Raw genomic sequence first — 25,598 nt, forward strand, 5'->3', positions numbered from 1 at the left:
TTTAATTTTCGCTGGTTAGTTTTAACCAGCTTTCTCTCTTTTGAGGAGTCATCATGTCGCAGCGATCCCGAGTGCTGCCAGGATTTGGTCTTTCTCTAGGCTTTACCCTAGCGTATTTATCATTAATCGTTTTAATCCCGCTGTCTGCTGTTTTTATTAAATCACTGGGCATTGGCTGGGAAGGCTTGTGGGAAATCCTGAGCTCTGAACGTATTCAAAAATCCCTACAACTCAGTTTCAGTGCAGCCATTATTGCTGCGCTGGTGAATGTGGTGTTTGGCCTGTTATTGGCCTGGTGTCTAGTACGTTATAGCTTCCCGGGCAAACGTATTGTCGATGCCTTGGTCGATTTGCCTTTTGCGCTGCCAACAGCGGTGGCCGGTATTGCCTTGACCTCTTTATATGCGCCGACTGGCTGGATTGGTCAGTATCTTGAACCGATTGGTATTCAGGTTGCTTATACCCCGATTGGTATTACGCTGGCTCTAATCTTTATTGGCCTGCCTTTTGTGGTTCGTACCGTACAGCCGGTACTCAGTGATCTGGAAACTGAACTGGAAGAAGCTGCATCTGCACTCGGGGCAAATCGCTTGCAAATTGTGACCAAGGTGATTTTCCCGATTTTACTTCCTGCGCTTATCACTGGCTTTGCGTTAGCTTTCGCTCGCGGTGTTGGTGAATATGGTTCGGTGATCTTCATTGCCGGGAATCAGCCTTTTGAAACAGAAATTGCCCCACTGATGATTATTTCCCGTTTAGAAGAATATGATTATGCCGGTGCAACCACAATTGCGGTGGTGATGTTGCTGATTTCATTTGTCCTGCTGTTCCTGATTAACTTACTGCAAGCTTGGGCCAGCCGCCGTACCGGGAGAACTGCACGATGAGTTTGAATACCAACAGCAATGCACTGGCTGAAAAACTGCAATCCCGTGATGCAACCCGTGAGCCAACCTGGGTACGTTATACCCTGATCACTATTGCACTGATTTTCTTCTTGAGCTGCCTGATCCTGCCTTTGATTCTGGTTTTTGTGGAAGCCTTTAAACAGGGAATTGGTGTTTATACACAGGCATTGGTGCATCCAGATACTTTATCTGCGGTCAAACTTACACTTTTGACTGCTGCAATCGCCGTACCGCTGAACGTGGTATTTGGTGTGGCTGCGGCATGGTCAGTGGCGAAGTTTAACTTTCGGGGTAAATCCTTCCTGACCACCTTGATTGATATGCCATTTTCGGTCTCTCCCGTGATTGCCGGTTTAATGCTGGTACTGATTTTCGGTACGCAAGGCTGGATGGGGTCTTGGCTAATGGACAATGACATCAAGATCCTTTATGCAGTGCCTGCCATTGTCCTGGCGACCATCTTTATTACTGTACCTTTCGTGGCTCGTGAGTTAATTCCATTAATGGAAGCACAAGGCACGGAAGAAGAAGAAGCTGCGATTGTGCTCGGTGCATCTGGCTGGCAAACTTTCTGGAAAGTGACCCTGCCAAATATCAAATGGGGTCTGATTTACGGCGTGATTCTGTGTAATGCGCGGGCCATGGGTGAGTTTGGTGCGGTATCGGTTGTATCCGGTCATATCCGCGGTGAAACCAATACTTTACCGCTACACGTCGAAATTCTTTATAACGAATATACCTTTAGTGCTGCGTTTGCCGTGTCTTCGCTTCTGGCTCTCCTCGCAATTGTCACCCTGATTTTAAAAACATGGGTGGAACTGCGCCAGGAAAAACAGGACAAACGTAATCAAGATTCTACAGTTTCTTAAGGAATGCCAACATGAGTATTCAAGTACAAAATATTGAAAAACACTTTGGTGCATTCCATGCACTTAAAAATATCTCGCTGGATTTTCCAGATGGTCAACTGGTGGCCCTGCTCGGCCCATCAGGTTGCGGCAAAACCACGCTGCTACGGATTATTGCAGGTCTAGAATCTGCAGATGGTGGTCAGGTCATTCTGGAAGGTCAGGATGCGACCAATGTTCATGTACGTGAACGTGAAGTCGGCTTCGTGTTTCAACATTATGCCCTGTTTCGTCATATGACGGTATTTGACAATATTGCTTTTGGTCTGCGTGTTCGCCCACGTAAAACCCGTCCATCTGAAGCGGAAATTAAAAAACGTGTTACGCGTTTACTTGATTTGGTTCAGCTGGGTTTTCTGGCTGACCGTTACCCTGCTCAGCTTTCAGGTGGTCAGCGTCAGCGTATTGCGTTGGCACGTGCCTTAGCCGTTGAACCGCGTGTGCTGTTGCTAGATGAACCTTTCGGTGCACTGGATGCCAAAGTCCGTAAGGAATTACGTCGCTGGTTACGTACCTTGCATGATGAGTTGCACATCACCTCGATCTTTGTGACCCACGATCAGGAAGAAGCGCTGGAAGTGGCCGATCAGATTGTGGTGATGAACAAAGGTAATGTCGAACAGATCGGTTCGCCACGTGAGGTCTATGAAACGCCGGCAACCCCATTTGTGTTTGATTTCTTGGGTCAAGCCAATCGTTTTGAAGGCCAGAACAACGGCGGCATTATTCAGCTCGGGCAAGATCGCATTCACTTTGATGGCGCAAAAAATGCTGCTCAAGGTGAAGTGATTTTATTCGCACGTCCTGATGAGCTGCGCATTCATGCACAGCCACAAGACAATGCCATTCAGGCCACCTTCATACGTGAATTATGGATTGCGGGTAAAGTCGTTGCAGAACTGAATGACCGTCAGGGTAACTTGATTGAAATCTTACTGACACCTGATGAAGCAAGAGCACACCAATTCCGCCCCAATCAAACCGTGTGGTTAAGTGCAGTGAACTTGCATTTATTTGAAAATCAGGTCGCTTAAGACCAAAAGATGGGGCTTCGAAATGCCCCATCCTCTTCTAGGGTAAAGAGAATTATGAATTTCCAACAATTAAGAATTATACGAGAAACGGTTAGACAGAACTTTAATTTAACTGAAGCCTCAGCTGCACTTTATACTTCGCAGTCTGGAGTAAGTAAGCATATTAAAGATCTGGAAGATGAGCTTGGCGTACAGCTGTTTATCCGTAAGGGTAAGCGTCTACTGGGTTTAACCGAGCCGGGTCAGGCACTATTAGGAATTGTAGAACGCATGCTGGTCGATGCCGATAATATTAAGCGTCTGGCTGATGATTTTAATAAAGTTGATGAAGGTACCTTGACCATTGCCACCACGCATACCCAGGCGCGCTATGTGCTACCGCCGATTGTCAGCCAATTTAAAAAAGAATTTCCTAAAGTACATTTGATTCTGCAACAGGCCAGCCCGGTAGAAATCACGGAAATGCTGCTGCAAGGTCAAGCCGATATCGGTATTGCAACCGAAGCACTGACGACTGAAGACAATCTGGCCAGCGTACCTTATTATAACTGGCAACATAGTATTATTACGCCGCAAAATCATCCACTTGCAACTAAAGATCAGATCCGGATCGAAGATCTGGCCCATTACCCGATTATTACCTATCATGGTGGTTTTACCGGTCGCTCCAAGATTGATACCGCCTTTGAAGAAGCCGGCTTTGATGTCGATATCGTCATGTCCGCACTCGATGCCGATGTGATTAAAACCTATGTGGAAATGAATATGGGCGTCGGCATTGTCAACGATGTCGCTTATGACCCGGAGCGTGATTACCGTTTAAAGCAGATTAAAACGGATATTTTTGGCATGAATACCACCTGGATTGCGGTACGTAAAGGACATTTACTACGTGGTTATGGCTACGAGTTTATTTCCCTGTGCTCGCCGGATGCCGATATTAAAGCGCTTAAAAAAGTCGCCTATCCAGACGAATAAAAATATATAAGTTTTCAGTCAAAGAGGCCAGCGAGCCTCTTTATTATTTTCAAGTGGATAATCTGTATAAATATCAAGCATAATCACATTAATAATAAGTTGAATTATACCAATATGATCGACAGCAAATTTGCTCTTTTCTGTATGGGCTGCGCTTTTTCTGGGTCAGGTTATAGCGCTGCTTTTGAACAGTCCAATCAAAGTATTCAGTCTTTTTTTGAAAAAAATCATTATGCTGAAATTTCATTGGCTTGGGTTCGCCCTGATATTAGCGGTCAGGTACAGCATACCGAGCAGCTGCAACAACTGGGTATTACTGACTTTTCTACGGGCCAACTTGCCAGTACGCAATTTATCTCTAATGTTGCCTTAAAATTACAGCTTCACCCTCAACTATCATGGGGACTGATTTATGATCAGCCTTATCATGTAGATGTGGCTTATAGTTATAATCCTGTTTTTGCAGGTGAAGCGCTTTCTGTTGAAGCCGCGAGTATCCAGTTTGATAGCCACAATCTCACATCATTAATCGGCTTCCAACCGGATAATCACTGGAATTTTTATACAGGGCTAAGTTATCAAAGTCTGGAAGGAAGCTTATATTTATCCGGGCAAACCTTTTATATATTTAATGGTTATCGGGCTACATTTGAACAAGATCCCGCTTGGGGCTGGCTTGCAGGATTCAGTTATCAACTACCCGAATATTTTTTTAGAACTGCGCTGACTTACCGTTCAGCCATTGCTCACCATCATAAAACTGCTGAATCGATTGTCGTAGGCACCAATCCCTCCCCCTATACCCAGATTCAAACCCCTCAATCCATCCATCTGGATTTTCAAACAGGATTGCCTTATCAAAATGCCTTTTATGGCACATTACGCTGGTTAAACTGGCAAAATTTTGTCATTCAGCCGCCTAAATTCGGTGCAGTGATTGACTATGCGGCCTTAGAATTCCCAGAATTAGAATCATTCAAGATGATTGATTATCGGGAGGATCAATGGTCTGCCAAAATTGGTCTGGCACATCAATGGTCCTCCTTTGGCATAAATTCTATCGAACTCTTATGGGATTCCGGTACAGGAAATCCGGCTTCGACATTAAATCCGAGTGATGGATATTGGGGTATTGGACTAGCTCATCTTTACAAGATTCAAGATACTTGGGATATTGCCACAGGATTCTATTATCTAAAATTTCAAAAACCTGAGGTCTCAACATTTGAGTCACTTACGCCTCAGATAGCGGGTTTATCTGCTGTTTCTGACAATAGTGCCTGGATCGTGGGCTTAAAACTGGGTTATCACTTTTAAAGTATTTTTAGAAAATATAAAAAAACGAGCCGAAGCTCGTTTTTTTTATGCAGCTCAAGCTTAAAAGCGGAAGCTTACACCCAGTTTGGCTACTGGAAGCCATTCGTATTCATTGTCGTTACGAATTTTATCTCTTTCTGTATCAATTGCATCTGTAATTGGACGACCATTTACACTTGTTGCTGTCTGACTACCTGTATTATATAAATCTACAGTAGGATTACCATTATAGTAGGCACCAATCTCACCGAATACGCCCCAACGGTTGGTAATTGCCGGCGAGAAACCAATACCTAAGTAAGGTGCGATATTATTTTTGTAAGATAAACTACCTACTACATCTCCTACATCTGCACCAAATGTTGAACCATCAATTCTGATTTCACCATCTGTCCCAGGGCGGCCACGTAAACCATAATCATTGTCAATATATGCAACACCGGCTGCCATATAGAACCAGTTCGCCCAAGGACGAATTTCAGCATTTAAATAGGTCAGGTTATTGTCCATATCTAGGTCATATTTCGTACCATTTACTGAGATATCATCAGACCAGGAAATGTCACCACCGTTATAACCTAAAGTCACGCCGACATATGGGTTAGCATTCCAAGAAATTGCCCCACCATAACCTGTAGTACCGACTTCAGCACGAACAGCTGCTGGTTTAAAGAAAGAAAAAGATGCCACACCTTCATCTGTTACGATTGTTTCATCAGCAGCCATAGCAGAGCCAGCTGCTGCAGCCAAAATGGAAACTGCTAAAATTTTATGTAAAGACTTCATTATTTCTCTCCTCAAAAGAACTTATTTTGATCATTAGTTATTCGTGATGGGTTCAATATAAAGGACTTAAAAAATATTTTTTATTCATGTTTTGCTGATCTTTTGTTATTTTTTGATACAAATTAGTTTTTCTTGTTGATAACCTGGCTTTTTCTAACACTTCTACTACATTTTAAAATAATGAAAAATAACACTTATCACGTTCATTATTTCAAACTTCCCACACTTTTGGCTATTTTTCATCTATTTTCAGTCTGCTCAACTATTTTTAATGCAATATAGTGTAAAATCTAGAAAATTTTTTCTGGAAGGAAGATCATGTCGCAGCTTTCAACAATCATTGAAAAAGCGTTTGAAGATCGTGCGAATTTCACAGCTGCAGATTGCCCTGCTGAAATCCGTCAAGCAGTTGAGGACGTAATTGCTGGTCTAGACAATGGTACTTTACGTGTTGCTGAAAAAATCGATGGTGAATGGATTGTTCATCAATGGATTAAGAAAGCGGTATTGTTATCATTTAAATTAAACGACAACAAACCAATGCAAGCTTGTGATCTTCGTTTCTATGACAAAGTAGATACTAAATTCTCAGACTGGACTGAAGAACAATTCAAAGCGGCTGGCGTACGTGTAGTTCCTCCTGCGGTGGCGCGTAAAGGTTCGTTCCAGGCTAAAGGCGTGATCTTGATGCCTTCTTATGTCAACATCGGTGCCTATGTAGATGAAGGTACGATGGTGGACACATGGGCAACTGTGGGTTCATGTGCACAGATTGGTAAAAATGTTCACTTGTCTGGTGGTGTTGGTATTGGTGGTGTACTTGAACCACTTCAAGCCAACCCGACAATTATTGAAGATAACTGCTTTATCGGTGCACGTTCTGAAATCGTTGAAGGCGTGATCGTTGAAGAAGGTTCTGTAATTTCAATGGGCGTATTCATTGGTCAATCGACCAAGATTTATGATCGTGCCACTGGTGAAATTCACTATGGTCGCGTACCAGCAGGTTCAGTCGTTGTTGCAGGTAGTCTGCCTTCTAAATGTGGTACTTACAGCCTTTATGCTGCAATTATCGTGAAAAAAGTAGATGCGCAAACTCGTTCTAAAACCAGCCTGAACGATCTATTACGCGAAGACTAATATGTCTTAACTTAGAGGGCACATTGGTGTTCCTCGGAGCTTCAAGCGCTCCCCGTCTCTACGATCAGTCATGATCGTAGGGATTTTTATTTTTATACCCGGTTATTTATTTCTCAGTGGTTAGTTTTGTTATGAATACGCTTCGTTCTTCCGCAATTCCAGTTTCTGATCCGTCTGCGGGTTTACGCATTACGGAGATCTTCTATTCATTACAAGGTGAAGCCAATGCTGCGGGCTTGCCAACGGTTTTTATCCGCTTAACCGGCTGCCCGTTACGCTGTACATACTGTGACACCACCTATTCATTTGAAGGTGGTCAGCGTCAGTCTCTGGATGAAATTATTCAGACCACGCTCGATTTTAAAACACCCTATGTCTGTGTGACCGGTGGTGAACCACTGGCTCAACCGAATGCCCTGCCTTTAATGCAGCGCCTTGCTGATTTAGGTTGTGAGGTTTCTTTAGAGACCAGTGGTGCTTTAGATGTTGCTAAAGTAGACCCGCGCGTTTCCAAAGTTCTAGATTTAAAAACCCCAACTTCAGGTGAAGTTGCACGAAATTTGTTATCCAATCTGGATCATTTAACGCCACATGATCAAATCAAGTTTGTGATCTGCAACCGTGAAGACTATGAATGGTCAAAGCAGCAGCTTGAACAGTATCAGCTTCAAGAGAAAGTCAGTACAGTCTGGTTCTCGCCTGCATTTGCGGTTGAAAAAGGCGCGGTTCGTTTACCGCAACTGGCGCGTGATTTGGCTCAGTGGATTTTAGAAGACCATCTCCCTGTTCGTTTCCAGTTACAGCTGCACAAGTTGTTATGGAATGATGAAACTGGTCGTTAATTTTTTGTAAAGTTACTTTTTTGGAGAATCAGCTTATGCGCCCTCGTGCCATTGTTCTGTTATCTGGCGGATTAGACTCAACTACATGTCTGGCTTGGGCACAGGCACGCTACGAATGTATCGCGATCAGTTTTAAGTATGGTCAGCGTTCGACCACAGAGCTCGATGCAGCCAAAGCACTAACTCAACGTGCCGGTGTAGAACATCGTGTCATCAATATCGACTTGGGCAATCTGGGTGGCTCAGCCCTTACCGATCATAGCATTGACGTGCCGGATCATGAGCAGGCAGGTATCCCGATTACCTATGTTCCTGCACGCAATACCATCTTCCTTTCTTATGCCCTGGCAGCGGCAGAAGTGTTTAAAGCTGAAGCAATTGTGATCGGAATTAATGCGGTTGATTACTCGGGCTATCCGGATTGCCGACCGGAATTTATTGACGCATTTGCCAATATGGCACGCCTTGCAACCAAGGTTGGCGTAGAGGGTCAGGCGCTCAAATTTGAAACACCTTTGTTACATTTATCCAAAGCAAATATTATTCGCTTAGGTATTGAACATGGCGTAGACTACAGTCAAACGGTGTCATGCTATCAAGCAGATGACCAAGGACGTGCCTGTGGCAAATGCGACAGTTGCCGTTTACGTAAACAGGGTTTTGCGGACGCAGGTGTTGAAGACCCGACACGTTATATACCGTAATAACAAGGTAGAGTTTATGAAGAATTTAAAATCAAGCATCGTGCTTTCAGCAATTGTTTCAGCTGCTGCTATGTTCGCAACAACAGCTCAGGCAGCTGATGACAAATTACAACAAGCTTATAAAAGCACCAATGTGAAATCTGCATTGATCAATGTTTGTAAAGATGAAACTGGCAAAGGTAAAAAACTGACAGCTGCTGAAGTCAGTAAGTATTGTACTTGTGCTGTTGAAGCAGATGGTAAATTAACCAATGCACAAAAATGGGAAATTCAAAGCACCATTAATCAGAAGAAAAGTCCTGGAACTTTAGCTTTTGTACAGAAGCAGAATAAAGACCTGCAAGCATGTTTTGGTCCACAGTTAACAGGCAAACTGAAAACTTTGACTGAAGAAGCAATGAAATCAGCTCAAGCTGCGCCGAAGAAATAATATCTCATTATTCTTTGATGAAATAAGCCACTATAATGTGGCTTATTTTTTTGAAAAATTTAAATAAAACAGGAGTTAATATGACTGCCATCAGTTTGCTTGACCAGAGTTTCCCTGCAACGACAGCTGAAATCAATTTAACCCAGCTGGATACAGAATGGCTGGTGATTTATTTTTATCCTAAAGATTCTACTCCGGGTTGTACCACTCAAGCCGTCGGATTTTCTTGTTTAAAAGACCAGTTTGATGCTTTAAATACCACAATTATTGGCGTATCTCGTGATTCGGTCAAAGCCCATCAAAACTTTACTGAAAAGCAGAATCTGAGTATTAATCTGATCAGTGATAAAGAAGAAATCCTGTGTAATCACTTTGATGTGATTAAAGAAAAGAACATGTATGGCAAACAAGTCATGGGGATCGAGCGTTCGACTTTTATTTTCCATAACGGCGAACTGGTCAAAGAATATCGTAAAGTCAAAGCCGCAGGTCATGCCGAACAAGTCCTGGAAGATTTAAAAGCTCTGCAAAGTGCTTAATTGACTATTTCCTGCAAGGATAAAAGCTCGAAAAAAATCGGGCTTTTTTTGTGATTACTTTGATGTAATACAAGCATTTTATATGTCTTCTATGCTTCAATTTTTAAAGCTAAGCAATAGACATGCAGCAGTCTATTAAGCTAAAAGCGACCACATAAAAGATCTATTAAAAGACTGTTTAAGACATCCTTAATTAACTTCACAATGACCCGAGAGATGCAGATTCACTTTCTCTCCTACGCCTGCAATCCCCTTTCTCATGCCGAAATCACTGCGGTTAATCACTGCAAATGCCTGGACTTCGAGCAAGTTGTCATTAGACAGACTCGACTTAAAGGTTGTTTCAAAAATCACCGGTTTGGTCACACCACGCAAAGTCAAATTACCTAAAACATTGTATTTACCATTGCCCAGGTCTTTAAACTGGATACTTTTAAAACTTACCGTTTTGTATTTTTCAACATAAAAAAGGTCTTCACCCAAAATCATATGTTTCAATAACGGTTTATTAAAACTCAAACTCTCCACATCCATGACCAGATGCGTTGAAGCATTTTGCGGTGCTTTGGCATCAAACTGCATGCTGGATTGCACCTGATTAAACTTGGCTTTGACCACAGTCAGTCCCATTGACTTGATCTCAAAGCCGACATCACTTTTAGGAGTGAGCGTCCATGATTTTGCAAAAGCCTGACTGCTGAAAAATAAACAGATTGCCAGGCCAATCAGTCCAGTTTTTATTGTTGTTTTCAATTTTAAATCCACCTTGTTTAATTTCTTATTGATCGGATTTAGATACACGCTTCAAGCTGAAATTAAATTTTCTTTTCAGTTTTAGAATTTTTGTTTTCGTTATTTTTATACCAGTTAACTGAAGTTTTTGTAAAACCCTTAGTGACTAATGGAAAAAATAATCGTTAGTATTTATTTTTAAGAAATGGCTTAATCGAAGTATGCTCATCGAATGGAGACTGTTAATACTTTGATTTTAAAATTCATCTCCTAAATATGATCATATATTCCAACAAAATCTGAAGTAAAATTTGCTTACACAGCGAGCACTGCAAACTCCATTTTCTATTGTGATTCTCTTTGAAAAATGTTTAAACAGAATGTTTAGACAAATATCAATTACAGACCTTACTCGCATTCTCTTGTTCAAAATATAAAAATCCTCAATTGAGGATTTTTATATTACCAGTTGAATTAAATGCTTAGAATTAATGACCCTGCGACGATCCACATGGTACAAGCAATGAGAGCATCCAGAACCTTCCAGGCATGGCGATGCTGAAACCAGGGTGTCAATATCTTTGCCCCATAGCCCAAGCTAAAAAAGAAAAACCAGGATGCACAGACCGCACCAAGCGCAAACCACCATTTTCCTAGGCTATATTGCGTTGAAATTGAACCAATCAGGATGACGGTTTCTAAATAAACATGCGGGTTTAACCAAGTAAATGCCAGACAGATCATCAACACTTGTAAAAAATGTGCTGTAACTTGATCACTTGGAGCCAAAACTTCTGTTGATTTAAATGCATTGATTGCATGTTGCAGACCATAATAAAACAGGAATCCTGCGCCAATATATTTAGAAAACATAACCGCATTTGGATAATGTTCAATGATGTGAGCAAAACCAAAAACACCTAATAATATCAAAATAGTATCAGACAAGGCACACGTCAAACAGACCAGGAAGATATGCTGCTGTTTTAAACCCTGTTTTAGTACAAAGGCATTCTGCGCCCCGATACTGACAATCAGGCTCATACCTACAGCAAAGCCACTGACCATATAACTGAACATCACATTCCCCTTTTTTGAATACATGAATTATTCAACAAAAAGGAAGCTATTCATTAAAACTAAGTTAATATCAATTTAACTAAATTTTTCTTAGATTGTAGCGATGCTGAATGCGAAACAATGTGATGCTTTTTACGCGGTTGCAAAAACTGGAAGTTTTGATCTGGCGGCAGAACAACTCAATATTACTGCCTCAGCAGTGACCCTTCGTGTTCAGAGTCTGGAAAAACAATTGGGACACTTGCTGCTGGCGAGAGACCGGCCTTGTCGCGTGACTCAATCTGGACAAACTTTATTGCATTATTTACAGCATCAGCGTTTGCTAGAACAGAATTTGATGCAGGATTTGGGCGGACAGGTACAACAGGAAGGTTTTTACTGTCTGAATATTGCCACCAATGCCGATTCACTTGCGACCTGGTTATTGCCGACCTTACAAGCCCAACTGATCCAGCATAAAATTGTGCTGCATTTTCAACTGGATGACCAATCACAAACCCATCATTTACTGGAAGCCGGACTGGTCAATGCCTGTTTGAGCACTGAAGCCAAAGCCATGAAAGGCTGTCTGGCCGAGCGGATTGGACCAATGCACTACCGTCTGGTTGCCACGCCTGAATTTGCCCGGAACTGGTTTCAACAAGGAATACATCGTGATGCCTTACGCCACGCACCGGCGATTCTGTTTAATGAAAAAGACCAGTTGCATACCCAGTATATCCAGCAAGAATTTGGCCTGAGTCCGGCACAATATCCTCACTTTTTTATTCCATCGACGCATGCATTTTTTGATGCCATTGTCATGGGCTTGGGTTATGGCTGGTTGCCGGATTATCAAACCCGGCATTTGCTGGAATCAGGACAATTGATTGAACTTTCCGGTGAAATGCGAATTGAAGTCCCCTTGTATTGGCATCACTGGAAACAGCAGTCTCCTGCTCTGGCGATTCTGGGTGAATGTTTAAAACAGCATGCTCAGACCACCATGAATCAGCCTCTAGCCATCTGATCGAGTCAGGCCAGATTGCTTTTATCCTTCTGGACAAATTTTTGACTGAGTTGCTGATAGGTTTCGGTATGCTGGAATTGCTCTAGAAACTCAATCGTGCCTTGTGGAAATTTATCCCGTTGAATTTCACCGCGATAATAAGCTTCACGCATCGGCGTAGCGGATAAAGCACCTTCCAGGCTTTCCAGTTCGACCATTTCCCATTCCGGGAAAAATTTTAAATAATATGAAGAATCATCTTTAAAATGTCCAATCAGTCCGACTTTGGCATTCGGTTCTATGGCCTGATTTATCAGCGATTTCACCAGTTTTTGCCATTTTTCATCGTTATAAACATCAATGACTTCTACAAATTGAATCCGCGCCTGATCTTCCGGACTAAAATTTGCAAGGATCATGGCTTCACGTTCCGAAGCCAGAAATGGATTTTTGATATTGCGTTCATTCTGCGCAGAACCAAGGGCCAAAATCACATTTTGACTGTGTTCCAAAGCAATCTGAATGGTTTGCATATGCGCCAGATGAAAAGGCTGAAAACGGCCAATGAAAACCAGATAATCAAATGTATAGTTCATAACAGATCATTTTTATGACTCATGAGTTGTGCCGCCCCAATAAATATGCGACATAATCAATCTCATAAAATCAAATTAAGTTTTAAAGCAAGGATAGTACGATGACACTGAGCTGTATTCAACAACCTCATGAGCATTTGCATGCGAATTTAGAACATGGCGTACTCACTTTAGCCATCAATCGCCCGGAAGCGAAAAATGCCTTATACAGCGAGCTGTATTTATGGATTGCTCAAGCGCTCGATGAAGCAGATCAGGACAATCAGGTGCGTGTGGTGGTGTTACGCGGTCAGGACACGGACTTTAGCGCGGGCAATGATATGCAGGATTTCATGAAATCTGCTGCCAAGAAAGGTCAGGCCCCTGCGGCTGAAGGCCCGCCCTTTATTTTACTCAAAGCGGCTGCCAAGTTTTCCAAGCCTTTAATTGCAGCGGTACGTGGCGTTGCAATCGGGATTGGGGTAACCATCTTATTGCATTGTGACTTGGTCTATAGTGACAATACTGCCCTGTTCCAGATTCCATTTGTCAGTCTGGGCCTATCGCCTGAAGGCGCTTCAAGCAAATTGCTGATTCAGCAGGCGGGCTATCATAAAGCGGCTGAATTATTGCTGACTGCACAAAAATTCAATAGCGAAAAAGCACTCGGTGCCGGTCTGGTGAATAGTATTGAAGAAGATGCCTATGCGGCTGCACAAAAACAGGCGCAGACTTTAGCAGCATTACCTTTGGCATCTTTGAAGCAAACCAAAGCCTTGATGAAACATAATCTGGATGAAATTGTGGCCTGCATCGATCATGAAGCAGAAATTTTCATGCAGCGCGTTGGCTCTCCGGAAATGCTGGAAGCCGTACAAGCTTTTATGCAAAAACGTAAACCTGATTTCACACAATTCAACTAATTTTCAAACTTAGGATCTCAATGAGCTGGTTTAGACTGCCTCATTGATTCCTTTACCTGTAAGAATAAAGAATATGTCTACTGAAAATTCATCCATTATTGCCCAGTCTCCTGAAACCATTGATAGCGCCAATCCTGATAAAAAACGTTATTATGAACCTGCTCCACAGGATATTGATGTCGATAATTTCCGTAAAGTGATCGAAAGTCGTCGTTCAGTGCGTAAATTTACCAAAAAACCAATTCCAGAAGATGTACTTGATGCTTGTCTGGATCTGGCGTTGCTGGCTCCCAATTCGTCAAACTTGCAGCCCTGGACATTTTATGTGGTACAAAACCCGGCGAAGAAAAAGCGACTGGTCAAAGCCTGCATGAGCCAACTGGCAGCAAAAACGGCTTCTGAGCTGATTATCTGTGTGGCACGTACCGACCGTATTGATGAAATGGCCAAACGGAATGTCAATGAATTTCCATATCCGGAAGCGCCAGCTGCCATCAAAAAATACTATAAATACATTCCATATAACTATAAAACCGGTTATTTAAATGTCTTTGGCAACTTTAAAAAAGTGGCTTTCAAAGTTGCCCGCACTTTAGATAAACAGATGCCTGTTTCTGCCTTTAGTCCAAATGATGCCAAACTTTGGGCAACCAAAACAACGGCACTGGCTTGCGAAAATCTGGTCTTGGCCTTACGTGCTTATGGTTTTGACAGCTGCATGATGGAAGGTTTTGATGAACCGATGGTACGCGATATCTTGGGCTTAAATGATCAGCAATATCCAGTCATGGTGATTGGTGCAGGTGAACGCGCCAAAGACGGCGTGTTCTTCCCGCAATACCGTTTTGATCGTGAGTTATTTATCCAGAAAGTTTAACAGTAGCAATAGAAGAATAAATCTTTGATTTGATATTCTTGGCGATATGAATACCACTCTTAGGCAGAGATTCAGAAATGAATTTTCTGCCTAACCTGGGATCTCGGTTAATTTAGACCTACCCTTCTCATCCTTCAAAGTAACATCAACCTATTAAATAAAGATTTAAATCTTCACGCGATATGAGACTGTGCCAGCACCCAAAGTGCTTGTGCATCATCAAAATCTAAGAATAATAAGTTCTCAATTTCCGGTCATCCATCCAGTTACAATGAAATCCGACGGGTACACGAACCGGTAAATGAATCGTGGCAATAGGCCCCTTCTGAATATATTGCGCATCTAAAATCACCACTTTCGATGGACTGCCATCCAAGGCGTGTAGATAAGACATCAGCCAGCCATCATTTTCTGTTTGAGCACCTTCTCGGGCGACAAAAACTGCCTCACCTGTAACCCAGTTTGCTCCAAAGGAATAGCTTGCTGTACTGCCGGTTTCCAGATCATGGTACAAGAGTGTATTACTGCTAACATGATAAGGATCATCAAAGCCGGCAAAGGAAATACTATAGACATAGCGATAAGGCCGCCCTGTATAGGCTTCATTGATCCGCGGAAATTCCTGCTTGATATTGGATAATACAGTTCGAGTGACTTTTCCTGTTTGCTGCTCGAAGATCAATCTTTCCAGCCGAATCTCCTGATCTTCTATTGGTCCCTGAATGGAACTGACCAGTGCCTTGGAATGTACCACTGCATCCATCACTACATCACCTGTGTTCAGGTCATAAGCATTGACCGTATGAAAAATAAAACAGGGATCAATCTCATACCAGCGGATGTCTGCCGCACTGCCACCAAAAGGCAGCATACCTATACGAGCCTGATGTTTAGGATTCCATTGATAGGGTAATAGTGAGCCTTTTAAGGCACTACGCATAGAAAAGTTGACATTCAAATCCAGAATCAGCACCTGAGATTGAGTAATGGCACAGTCATGCACCATCGGGCCATGTTTGACTGGAATTTCGACATGATGTTGCAGTTTGCCTTGAGCATCAATATGTAAATAAAAAACCTGATGATGATTCAAGGCATCATAACAAACCGCATGAATATCTCCTGTTTCCGGGTCGATATGCGGATGAGCCGTAAACGGTAAATCCTGATCATTTTCAAAAAGTTGATGCCGTTTTGATTCCAGTTCACGATTTACTTCGATCGGATAAGCCCCCGCTTCGACCAGTGCCCAGATTTTCCCGGCAAAGTGGATGATATTGGTATTGACCGCATCCGCGATTCCACGCGTTTTCCCTGAAATCTGTGGTCTATGCAATTTTTTCTGCACACTGGCCGATCCGACATAAGCACTTTTATAGCAATGTGCTTCACCAGCTTTGAGTTTCAGCGCGTGAATCATGCCATCACCGGTGAACCAGTGATAATTTCGTGGGTTCTTTACCGTGATCGGATTCGGGCCAATCCGCATCAGCGCACCTTCCAATTCTACAGGAATTTGCCCTTCTACCATCAATTGAGTAGCAAAATGCTCCTGTCGTTGTGGCGCAAATATCCCATCCAGATAGGGATTGTCATGAGAATAGGGAATGCGGCTATGCAGGATTCCCGCACCATGTTTGATAGTTTTACTGAGCGTATTCTTGAGGATATTGCCGAGCTGTTTTGACCACTGCATTATTATTTTCCTGTTTTATTTTTATGATGATGACTGATTTTATACTCATAAAAGGAGGTTAATCATTTTAAACAGATAAGCTGATGGTACGCTAAAACACGATGCGCACCATTACTTCTAGCAGCAATAAGGTTGCACGTTTAGACTTTAATATCCAGGAGCTGAATAAACTCAAAAGCAGGCTCTTCATAAGGATGGCTTGCTTTCAGAGCTTTGGCGACCTCGACCGCCTTTTCATCAGCAACCAGCATTTCTACTCGCCACTCTTCAACCTGCTCTAATTCCCCGACTTCACCAATATAAGGATCTGCACCTTGCTGCGCTTTAAACTGTCCTGTTCCCAGTACCTGCCAGGCACAGTGGGTATAATCTCCGATGCCGCCTGCACCCGCTTTAAACAAGGCTTCCTTAGTCACTTCAAGATGTTCATCTGGTACATAATAAATGAGTTTTAGCATGTTTCCCTTCAACATTTTCAATGGCTTATTTAAGATCTATTGTCCAGTGCCTGGGTAATAATATTCAATGCAGAATTATGAGAATTCTTGTTAAATGTTGCATAAAGTCCTAATTGTGGCAGGACTTGATCTGTTTGCACGATTTTCACATGCTCATTTAAAAAACGCAGCAGATATTCCGGGACGAAGCTAAAACCCATGCCCATATTGATCAGGTTAATATGTTGCAACACATTGGTAACCCACAGTATTTGGTCATGCTGCAATTGTTCAAAAGACATCAGGTGATTCAACTGCGCATAAAAGACTGGCGAGGCATTTTGCTCACACATAATCAACTGATGATTTTTCAGTTCTTGTAACTTCAATGGCCGATCTGTGGGATGTAAATACTCGGCTGCCACCAGATAAATCTGTTCATTCATTAAATGAATATTGTCAAAATCGGGATGTTGCAGACAATAGCGGGTAAAGCTCAAATCCAGCTCGGCATTTTTCAGGCGTTGAATCTGCTCCATACAGGTCAGACTATGCAGATGAATTTTTAAATCAGGAATATTCTGCTTCAGTTTGGCCAGAATATTTGGCATCACTTTCAGTTCTGCAACATTTAAAAAGCCAATATGGATCTGGTTATTTTTCTGCTGCGCCACCTGACGCGCCGCGGCAACTGCCAGTTTGGCACTTTCAAGCGCCTGTTCAGCATGAATCAAAAAAGCTTGCCCTTCATCGGTCAGTTTGATTTGCCGGGATGAACGATCAAACAGCATTACACCGACTTCCTGCTCCAGATCCTTAATCTGCTGACTTAAAGAAGGCTGCGCCGTGAACAGCTTATCTGCTGCTTTGGTAAAACTCTGTTTCTGAGCTACTGTTAAAAAAGCACGTAAATGTCGAAGTTCCATAAACTCAGCCGCATATTCTCAGGCATTTTAAGCTGCCAAACGAGAAAGTAGTAAGAATCTCAATAGACCTATAGTTTATATGAATACTCCTATTGTATTGCCTGAATTTCACTACACTGGATTGTAAATATATTCAAATCTTGTTCTTCAGACAGACACATGGAGTCATGTATGACACAGCATTACGATACTGACGTATTGGTGATTGGCACAGGACCTGCAGGATCGACCTTAGGTTTAGCACTGGCAAATTATGGGGTCAAAGTTCAACTCTTCACACAGTTTAACTGGCTGGCCAATAGTCCGCGTGCGCATATTACCAATCAGCGTGCCATGGAAGTATTACGTGATTTAGGCATTGAAGAACAAGTCAAAGAAATTGCGACACCGTGGGAACACATGGGCGAAAGCCTGATTACCACCAGTCTGGTCGGTGAAGAAATTGCCCGTTTAAGCGCTTGGGGCACAGGTGATGAACGTCATGGCGACTATATCAAAGGCAGTCCATGTCCATTGGTGGATTTGATTCAGCCGAAAATGGAAGCCTTACTGGTCAAGAATGCCGGGGAGCGCGGTGCAATCTATAACTTCAATACTGAATATTTATCGCATGTTCAGGATGAAGATGGTGTCACCGCTACTTTCCTGAACCGGATTACCAACACAGAATTTAGTTTAAGAGCCAAATATCTGATTGGTATGGATGGCGCACGCTCAAAAGTGGTTGAGCAACTTGAGCTACCACTCGAAGGTGTGATGGCGCGTGCGGGTACAGTCTATGTGACTTTTAAAGCCGATTTAAGCAAATATATTCAGCACCGCCCTGCCATTCTGCAATGGATCGTCAATCCTGAAGCCAGCTTTGGTGATCTCGGCATGGGCTTGCTACGTGCCATTACGCCTTGGAATGAATGGATTATGGGCTGGGGCTTTGACATTTCCAAAGGCGAGCCACAAGTGACTGAAGAACAGGTTCGATCGCGTCTGAATACATTTGTTGGCGCTGAAGTGGAAGATGTTGAAATCCAAAAACTGTCCTACTGGTATGTAAACCAGACTTGGGCAACTGAATATTCTAAAGGCCGCGTGTTCTGTGGTGGTGATGCTGTACACCGTCACCCGCCTTCAAGCGGTTTAGGTTCAAATACCTGTATGCAGGATGCGTTTAACCTTGGCTGGAAACTCGCCTATGCAATCAAAGGTTGGGCCGCACCTTCCCTCCTCGATTCATATACGTCTGAACGTGCGCCTGTAGGCAAGCAGATAGTCGCACGTGCCAACCAGTCTCGTTTTGACTATAAGCATTTAAAAGAAGTCTTTGGTTTTGACCAAGGCATCACTACGCAAAAACAAATGCTGGAACGTATTTTTGCTGAAGATGAGCAAGGTGCCGAAATTCGTAAAAAGTTATTTGAAGCACTTGAGATTAAGCATTTTGAATTTAATGCCCAAGGTGTTGAACTGAATCAGCGCTATAGCTCAAATGCGGTAATGAATGAAGCTGAGCCTGAGATCTTTGACAAAGATGAACAGCTTTATCTGCAAGCCACGACTCGTCCAGGTGCCAAAGTTCCACATACCTGGCTAATCAATAGCAAAGGCCAAAAGCAATCCACTTTGGATATTAGCGGTAAAGGCCGTTTTACCTTACTGACAGGTTTATCAGGTAAAGGCTGGAGATTGGCTGCCGAGACTCTAGATTTACCTTATTTAGATGTAATTCAGATTGGTTCACGTGAGTATCGTGATGTCTATGGTACTTGGAATGCCAAGTCTGAAGTTCATGAATCAGGTGCGGTGCTGGTTCGTCCAGATGGTTATGTGGCTTGGCGTTATCAGGACAGTACCAATGCATCTTTTGATTATGAAAATACGTTAAAGGCGGTATTGAAGCAAGTTCAACTCATAATCTAACTATTCCATCAATCATATTTAATTGACCATCGACATGGATGTCACCTGTCAGCCTGTGGGATATAGTCATTCTATCAGTCTGACGAAGGGGTTTTGTCTTTCGGAGCAATGTTCCTCATGCCCGAACAAAAGCAAATATAGAAACAAAACTAAAAAACCACCTCTCGGTGGCTTTTTTAAAGCCAAATATCAAGAACCCTGCATCAAATAACTGCCCACAACAAACAATATTTGTAGTCCTACGACAATAGCAAACAACATCCAGCCTTTCTGACGCATTGCCGCCTTATCCATTATTCTAAGTGTTTTAGCCATGTCATCACCTCATACTTGAGAATTGATACTGAACTGATCTATTCCATCTTTCTTTTATAGTGCAATAAAGTTGTGCATAAAACATACCATAGCACTTTATATACAATATGAAAGCAAAATCTAAACCAAGTTCAGTGGGAGAAGTTAAATTAAAAAATCAGAATGCTTAAAAAGCAAAAATCCACCCCAAGGTGGATACGAATTAAGTAATTATAGATATTTTTAAATTATTTTTCCATAAAGTATAATTAAGTTAATATTTTTAAATGTTATTTATTAAAAATTAAGAAAATTAATGATTAGTAATTTTCTGATATTTCCACATGAGAAGTGACTTTGCTGTAAGCATGAATTATTCATTACATAAGTTCTCATTTGGAAGTGTGATACTTTTACCATCCATCGCTTTACTAAAAGCTAAATACGCCTTAAAGCGCTGTTTTGTGTTTGTGGTGACTGCAATGACATGCTGAACGACATTGGATGGTTTGTACAAAGTATCTTGAGAAAAACGCTCGTAAATGCAGCCTATCGCGCGCGATTTTTCAAATGCAATTTTTCGTAGCGGGTATTGCTGAGAAGTATCGAGTAATAAGCTCTCTTGCAGAACCATAGCCAATTGTTTTACCGCCTGTCTTTGTTCCATATTTATAAAATTCTTTTCAATATAGAGATCAATATCATCACGAATTCCGTTTTGATTCACATCAGGGCCTTCGATATCGCGATCACGATTGAGTTTCGGCAAATAACCACTTTGTTTTATTTCATCTAAATGCTTGATATTAGCTCGCCACATGTATGTATCACACCCCGCCAATGTGAATAGTGAAATAAGTAAAATGCACCTTGAGAATCTGATAAATATTCTTGGCATGAGGTACCTCTTTATTTTATATGCATCATCATTGTCAAAAAGCTCAACATCTATCCTGAATCTCAATATATTTTCATGATTTAGTAGATCTGTAGTGTTTACGATATTTCATATAAAAGATCGCAACAGCGATCAAATGCAAAGCTAAACACAAGATGATTTTTAAATGTGGACTATACAGCTCATCCGACATTTTTTCGAAGAGAGTCAAATAAACCAGACTATAGGAAACGAGTCCTAAAATGGTTATTGCCGTTATTTCTATTTTTAAATATGCACCATCTGCAAAGTTATAATCTGCACTAAAACACAATAATGCAAAGATAAAATATGTAAACATTTTCATGATCTAAACTGGTTACTTATTTGAATTATTTAAACGATGTTAACTCCGAAATATACATAAAAAAAGGGCCGCTACTGCGACCCCTTTTCATCATCTAAAATCGATTAACCAATGAACTTACGTGCATTACGGAACATACGTAACCAAGCACCATCTTGATCCCAGTCTTCTGGTTTCCAAGAATGCTGAATCGCACGGAAGTTACGTTCAGGGTGCGGCATCATAATTGTTGCACGACCGTCTTGAGAGGTTACACCGGTAATACCTTCCGGTGAGCCGTTCGGGTTCAATGGATAATGTTGTGTTGCATTCCCCAAGCTATCTACATAACGCAGAACCACCTGATTCGATGCGTTGAGCGCAGCAAAGTTTTCCGCAGTTGCAACCGCACGACCTTCACCATGTGCTACAGCGATCGGCAGAATCGAACCTTCCATGCCCTGAAGCAATACAGAGTTTGATTTTTCCACACGAACATTCACCGCACGTGCTTCAAACACTTCAGAAGTATTGCGGTGGAAACGTGGCCAAGCATCAGCACCCGGAATCAGCGGAGCCAACTGAGACAACATTTGACAGCCGTTACAGATACCCAGCGAGAAGGTTTCCTGACGGTTAAAGAATTTCTCAAACTGGTCACGCAGTTTAGTATTGAACAATACTGATTTTGCCCAGCCGCCACCAGCGCCCATCACGTCACCGTAAGAGAAGCCACCACAAGTCACTAAGCCTTCAAAATCATCCAGGCTGATACGACCTGCCAGCAAGTCACTCATATGTACGTCAACGGTATTGAAGCCGACTTTATCAAATGCTGCTGCCATTTCGATATGACCATTGACACCCTGCTCACGCAGAATCGCCATGTTCGGACGACGTGAATTAATGTACGGCGCTTCAATCGCTTCATTCAAATCAAATGTCGGTTTCGCAATGATACCTGCATGAGATTTGTCAGTGATAAGAGCAAATTCCTGATCCGCAGTTTGTACGTTGTCACGTAGGCGCTGGATTTGGTGGGATACTTCCGTCCAAGCCACTTGCAGATCAGCACGTTCAAGTACTAGACCGTTTACAGATAACTGATCCGTGTTATTTACCGTACCCACCACCTGAATGGCATCTTTCAGGGTAGATGCTGCAACTTCAGCTTGTAGCGCTTCCCAGTCTGCTTTGGCAATTTGAAGGACTGCACCAATTTCTTCAGCGAATAAGCTTGCAATTGATTGATCTTCTAGTGCTACACCCAAACGTGATGCGAACATCATTTCTGCAACAGTCGCCAATAAACCACCATCACCGATGTCATGATATGCCTTGATCAGACCACGGTTGTTCCAGTCTTGAACCAAAGCGAAAAATGCTTTGAAGTCATCGAAGCTGTCGACATCAGGCGTCACAGAACCGATTGCTTTATACACCTGAGACAGAATCGAACCACCTAGACGGAACTGACCTTTAGACAAGTCAATACGAACCAGTACCGACTCTTCATTTTTCAATTCAGGGGTCAATGTTTTACGAACATCGGTCACAGGTGCAAATGCAGTAATCACGCCTGACATTGGAGAAGTGACAGACTTGTCTTCGCCTTCGTCATTCCAGGTGGTACGCATTGACAATGAGTCTTTACCGACTGGAATTGCGATACCCAGTGCTGGACACATTTCCATACCGATGGCTTTTACACCTTCGAATAGCGCTTGATCTTCGCCCGGTTGACCTGCAGCAGCCATCCAGTTTGCAGACAATTTAATGTCGCTGATTTTTTCAATCTTTGCAGACATGATGTTCGAGATTGATTCAGCCACTGATAAACGTGCCGATGCAGCAGGATTGAGCAATGCGACTGGTGGACGTTCACCCATCGCCATCGCTTCACCGGTGTAGCCTACTAGGCTTGTCGTTGTTATCGCAGCATCCGCCACCGGAACCTGCCAGCGACCGACCATTTGATCACGTGCCACCATACCAGTAATCGAACGGTCACCAATACTGATCAGGAATGATTTAGAAGCCACTGTCGGGTTTTTCAAAACACGATAAATCGCATCTTTCAGATCTGTGACTTTAGCCGCGTCGAAATCATCGCCTTTGCGTTCAATGGTTTCATATGAACGGCTCATACGCGGTGTACCACCAAGCATTACCTGCATTGGCATATCCACTGGCTTGTTGCCAAATAACGGATCTTCAACGGTTAAGTGACGCGCTTCAGTTGCTTCACCGAGTACCGCAAACGGACAACGTTCACGCGCACAGATCGATTCAAATAATTCTAAAGAAGATGGACGAATCGCCAGTACATAACGCTCTTGCGCTTCATTTGACCAGATCTCCATAGGCGACATGCCCGGCTCAAGCGATGGAATCTTACGCAGATCCAGCACCGCACCGAGTTCATGGTCATTCACCAGTTCAGGCATGGCATTCGATACACCACCTGCACCCACATCATGTACAGACACGATCGGGTTCTGGTCTTCCATGCGCCAGCAAGTATCAATCACTTCCTGACAACGGCGTTCCATTTCCGGGTTTTCACGTTGTACCGAAGCGAAATCCAGGTTTTCGCCGAGTTTACCGCTGTCTACAGAAGATGCTGCACCACCGCCGAGACCGATCAGCATGGCAGGGCCACCGAGCACGATCAATAAATCGCCCGGCAAGATTGGATCTTTTTCAACGTGATCTGGACGGATGTTGCCATAACCACCGGCAATCATGATTGGCTTATGGAAACCTTTAACATCGCCATTGATGTTTTGTTCAAAGGTACGGAAGTAACCATTTAAGGCAGGACGACCAAATTCGTTGTTAAACGCAGCGCCACCCAATGGGCCTTCAATCATGATTTGTAGCGGCGATGCCATACGCGATGGCTTGCCATAGTTTTCTTCCCAAGGCTGTTCAAAGCCCGGAATGTTCAGGTTAGATACTGTAAAGCCGGTTAAACCTGCTTTAGGCTTACCACCACGACCGGTCGCACCTTCATCACGGATTTCACCGCCCGAACCTGTCGCAGCACCGGCAAATGGTGCAATCGCTGTCGGATGGTTGTGAGTTTCCACTTTCATCAAGATATGCGCGGCTTGACTCTTATATTTATAAACCTGCTGGCCATTGTCTTCTTTGGTTGGATAAAAACGCTGGGTATCCGAACCGACAATCACCGAAGCATTGTCTTTATAAGCCGACAATACATCTGTAGGTGATTCTTTATAAGTATTCTTGATCATCTGGAACAATGACAATGGCTGAACTTCACCATCAATGGTCCATTCAGAACCGAAGATTTTATGACGGCAATGCTCAGAGTTTGCCTGTGCAAACATCATCAGTTCGATGTCATTTGGATTACGACCCAGCTTGATAAACGCTTCAGTCAGGTAATCAATTTCTTCCATCGACAATGCAAAACCAAATTCATTATTGGCCTTAACCAGTGCTTCTTTACCTTCACCCAGAATATCAATCGAGTTCAGTGGTTTTGGTGCTGTTTCAACAAACAGTACCGCAGCCTCTTCAATCGCATTGAATACGCTTTCAGTCATACGGTCATGCAAAATCTGTTGAACTTCATTTGATACGTCTTTTAGACCCTTCAACGTAAATAAAACGCCGCGCTCAAGACGATGAACCGGCGTATTACAGTTTTTGAAAATGTCTGTAGCTTTAGAAGACCAAGGCGAGATGGTGCCGACACGCGGTGTCACTAAAATTTGGATTTCATCACTTGCAGCCTGGTGCAATTCAAAAGATTGCCCATCGTTGAGAAGCTGTAAAGCTGATTGCTGTTGTTGCTCGCTGAGCGCTTGGTCAAAGAGGTAGACCCATTGACTTTCAATTGATTGAACAGAACTAATTGACGTCAAACGCGATAATAGTTGAGTTTTCTTAAAAGAAGAATGTGCGGGTGCACCGGCAACGATAAACATGCTGATTTTGGCTCCACGGGATGGTCTGAACAACCATGCCACAATGTGACTTGAGAGAGCGCATATTCTACTGTGAAATAAGGAAATCGGCTAGATGGCAAATACGAAAACTACGGCTGAAATATTCTGTATTTTTAAAATATTGTGTTTATTTTCAGGCAGGAAAATTGAATGTAGTCGCGTAGATTAACACAATTTGTTAAAGAAAAATCAAAACCGATTAACAATAATTTCACTTAAGAAAATTGTATTATTTTTCAACAGCAAGACCACTTAAAATGCGTACAGAACTTATTCTTGAGCCGTTATAAAAAACTTATTAAGGCTAGGCTAAAGCTTCTCGGGATAGACTGAAACAGTCGAGTTCATTTTTTAGCTCATCTCTCTG

Annotated in this window: 24 protein-coding genes; 14 read left to right on the forward strand and 10 right to left on the reverse strand. The window is 42.6% G+C overall.

Going from position 1 to position 25,598, the window contains the following annotated elements; translation table 11 throughout:
• The first annotated feature begins 53 nt into the window (after window positions 1-53).
• The 5 genes from cysT to LOZ91_RS02520 all read left to right on the forward strand — a co-directional run bounded on the left by cysT (window position 54) and on the right by LOZ91_RS02520 (window position 5,145).
• Window positions 54-887 (forward strand): sulfate ABC transporter permease subunit CysT, encoded by an 834-nt coding sequence (gene cysT / locus LOZ91_RS02500; RefSeq protein ID WP_005097570.1) that lies wholly within the window; start codon window positions 54-56, stop codon window positions 885-887.
• Window positions 884-1,777 (forward strand): sulfate ABC transporter permease subunit CysW, encoded by an 894-nt coding sequence (gene cysW, locus LOZ91_RS02505; protein WP_005097571.1) that lies wholly within the window; start codon window positions 884-886, stop codon window positions 1,775-1,777. The genes cysT and cysW overlap by 4 nt, the downstream gene beginning before the upstream one ends.
• An 11-nt stretch (window positions 1,778-1,788) precedes the next feature.
• Window positions 1,789-2,850, forward strand: a complete 1,062-nt coding sequence (locus tag LOZ91_RS02510; RefSeq protein ID WP_005097572.1) for a sulfate ABC transporter ATP-binding protein — start codon at window positions 1,789-1,791, stop codon at window positions 2,848-2,850.
• Between the two features lie 54 nt (window positions 2,851-2,904).
• Window positions 2,905-3,828: a CysB family HTH-type transcriptional regulator gene (locus tag LOZ91_RS02515; protein WP_005097573.1), complete on the forward strand. Its 924-nt coding sequence runs from the start codon at window positions 2,905-2,907 to the stop codon at window positions 3,826-3,828.
• 114 nt (window positions 3,829-3,942) lie between these two features.
• Window positions 3,943-5,145: a transport of long-chain fatty acid gene (locus LOZ91_RS02520; protein WP_244782612.1), complete on the forward strand. Its 1,203-nt coding sequence runs from the start codon at window positions 3,943-3,945 to the stop codon at window positions 5,143-5,145.
• 60 nt (window positions 5,146-5,205) lie between these two features.
• On the opposite strand, the gene carO is transcribed toward LOZ91_RS02520, so the two are convergent.
• On the reverse strand, window positions 5,206-5,931 hold the full coding sequence (gene carO, locus LOZ91_RS02525) for an ornithine uptake porin CarO (RefSeq protein ID WP_074383340.1): 726 nt from the start codon (window positions 5,929-5,931) through the stop codon (window positions 5,206-5,208).
• A gap of 318 nt (window positions 5,932-6,249) precedes the next feature.
• On the opposite strand from carO, the gene dapD reads away from it, so the two are divergent.
• From dapD to LOZ91_RS02550, 5 genes are all read left to right on the forward strand, one after another.
• A complete protein-coding gene (gene dapD / locus LOZ91_RS02530) occupies window positions 6,250-7,071 on the forward strand; it encodes a 2,3,4,5-tetrahydropyridine-2,6-dicarboxylate N-succinyltransferase (RefSeq protein ID WP_005097576.1) in 822 nt (273 codons plus the stop codon).
• A 131-nt stretch (window positions 7,072-7,202) separates the two neighbouring features.
• Window positions 7,203-7,913: a 7-carboxy-7-deazaguanine synthase QueE gene (gene queE / locus LOZ91_RS02535; RefSeq protein WP_100357449.1), complete on the forward strand. Its 711-nt coding sequence runs from the start codon at window positions 7,203-7,205 to the stop codon at window positions 7,911-7,913.
• Between the two features lie 35 nt (window positions 7,914-7,948).
• Window positions 7,949-8,617: a 7-cyano-7-deazaguanine synthase QueC gene (gene queC, locus LOZ91_RS02540; RefSeq protein WP_244782613.1), complete on the forward strand. Its 669-nt coding sequence runs from the start codon at window positions 7,949-7,951 to the stop codon at window positions 8,615-8,617.
• A 16-nt stretch (window positions 8,618-8,633) separates the two neighbouring features.
• Window positions 8,634-9,047: a hypothetical protein gene (locus LOZ91_RS02545; protein WP_005170085.1), complete on the forward strand. Its 414-nt coding sequence runs from the start codon at window positions 8,634-8,636 to the stop codon at window positions 9,045-9,047.
• Window positions 9,048-9,127: 80 nt separating this feature from the next.
• Window positions 9,128-9,586: a peroxiredoxin gene (locus LOZ91_RS02550; protein WP_005170083.1), complete on the forward strand. Its 459-nt coding sequence runs from the start codon at window positions 9,128-9,130 to the stop codon at window positions 9,584-9,586.
• Between the two features lie 189 nt (window positions 9,587-9,775).
• Here the strand turns inward: LOZ91_RS02550 and LOZ91_RS02555 are convergent, their stop codons facing one another.
• Together LOZ91_RS02555 and LOZ91_RS02560 are read right to left on the reverse strand one after the other, a co-directional pair.
• Window positions 9,776-10,339 (reverse strand): YceI family protein, encoded by a 564-nt coding sequence (locus LOZ91_RS02555; RefSeq protein ID WP_180086505.1) that lies wholly within the window; start codon window positions 10,337-10,339, stop codon window positions 9,776-9,778.
• Between the two features lie 453 nt (window positions 10,340-10,792).
• On the reverse strand, window positions 10,793-11,398 hold the full coding sequence (locus LOZ91_RS02560) for a LysE/ArgO family amino acid transporter (RefSeq protein ID WP_005097584.1): 606 nt from the start codon (window positions 11,396-11,398) through the stop codon (window positions 10,793-10,795).
• A gap of 103 nt (window positions 11,399-11,501) precedes the next feature.
• Between LOZ91_RS02560 and LOZ91_RS02565 the strand changes: the two genes are divergently transcribed.
• Entirely contained in the window at window positions 11,502-12,407 is a 906-nt protein-coding gene (locus tag LOZ91_RS02565) for a LysR family transcriptional regulator ArgP (protein WP_244782615.1), read from the forward strand.
• Window positions 12,408-12,412: 5 nt separating this feature from the next.
• Here the strand turns inward: LOZ91_RS02565 and LOZ91_RS02570 are convergent, their stop codons facing one another.
• Window positions 12,413-12,982: a nicotinate-nicotinamide nucleotide adenylyltransferase gene (locus tag LOZ91_RS02570; RefSeq protein ID WP_005097586.1), complete on the reverse strand. Its 570-nt coding sequence runs from the start codon at window positions 12,980-12,982 to the stop codon at window positions 12,413-12,415.
• A 101-nt stretch (window positions 12,983-13,083) separates the two neighbouring features.
• Between LOZ91_RS02570 and LOZ91_RS02575 the strand changes: the two genes are divergently transcribed.
• Entirely contained in the window at window positions 13,084-13,884 is an 801-nt protein-coding gene (locus LOZ91_RS02575) for an enoyl-CoA hydratase-related protein (protein ID WP_005097587.1), read from the forward strand.
• A gap of 73 nt (window positions 13,885-13,957) precedes the next feature.
• Window positions 13,958-14,761: a nitroreductase family protein gene (locus LOZ91_RS02580; RefSeq protein WP_005097588.1), complete on the forward strand. Its 804-nt coding sequence runs from the start codon at window positions 13,958-13,960 to the stop codon at window positions 14,759-14,761.
• Window positions 14,762-14,987: 226 nt separating this feature from the next.
• Here the strand turns inward: LOZ91_RS02580 and LOZ91_RS02585 are convergent, their stop codons facing one another.
• From LOZ91_RS02585 to LOZ91_RS02595, 3 genes are all read right to left on the reverse strand, one after another.
• A complete protein-coding gene (locus tag LOZ91_RS02585; RefSeq protein ID WP_244782617.1) occupies window positions 14,988-16,457 on the reverse strand; it encodes a carotenoid oxygenase family protein in 1,470 nt (489 codons plus the stop codon).
• A 140-nt stretch (window positions 16,458-16,597) separates the two neighbouring features.
• On the reverse strand, window positions 16,598-16,915 hold the full coding sequence (locus LOZ91_RS02590; protein ID WP_005097590.1) for a hypothetical protein: 318 nt from the start codon (window positions 16,913-16,915) through the stop codon (window positions 16,598-16,600).
• Between the two features lie 29 nt (window positions 16,916-16,944).
• A complete protein-coding gene (locus LOZ91_RS02595; protein WP_244782619.1) occupies window positions 16,945-17,820 on the reverse strand; it encodes a LysR substrate-binding domain-containing protein in 876 nt (291 codons plus the stop codon).
• Window positions 17,821-17,991: 171 nt separating this feature from the next.
• Here LOZ91_RS02595 and LOZ91_RS02600 point away from each other — a divergent pair, with 171 nt between their 5' ends.
• Window positions 17,992-19,734, forward strand: a complete 1,743-nt coding sequence (locus LOZ91_RS02600) for an FAD-dependent monooxygenase (protein ID WP_180000994.1) — start codon at window positions 17,992-17,994, stop codon at window positions 19,732-19,734.
• Between the two features lie 189 nt (window positions 19,735-19,923).
• Here LOZ91_RS02600 and LOZ91_RS14590 read toward each other — a convergent pair whose 3' ends face one another.
• The 3 genes from LOZ91_RS14590 to purL all read right to left on the reverse strand — a co-directional run bounded on the left by LOZ91_RS14590 (window position 19,924) and on the right by purL (window position 25,210).
• Window positions 19,924-20,049: a KGW motif small protein gene (locus tag LOZ91_RS14590; protein WP_005170067.1), complete on the reverse strand. Its 126-nt coding sequence runs from the start codon at window positions 20,047-20,049 to the stop codon at window positions 19,924-19,926.
• 352 nt (window positions 20,050-20,401) lie between these two features.
• Window positions 20,402-20,848 (reverse strand): hypothetical protein, encoded by a 447-nt coding sequence (locus LOZ91_RS02605; protein WP_051064989.1) that lies wholly within the window; start codon window positions 20,846-20,848, stop codon window positions 20,402-20,404.
• A gap of 528 nt (window positions 20,849-21,376) precedes the next feature.
• A complete protein-coding gene (purL, locus tag LOZ91_RS02610) occupies window positions 21,377-25,210 on the reverse strand; it encodes a phosphoribosylformylglycinamidine synthase (RefSeq protein ID WP_244782621.1) in 3,834 nt (1,277 codons plus the stop codon).
• Between the last annotated feature and the right edge of the window lie 388 nt (window positions 25,211-25,598).

Source organism: Acinetobacter sp. F-1 (genome assembly GCF_022869025.1).
Lineage (GTDB): Bacteria > Pseudomonadota > Gammaproteobacteria > Pseudomonadales > Moraxellaceae > Acinetobacter > Acinetobacter pseudolwoffii.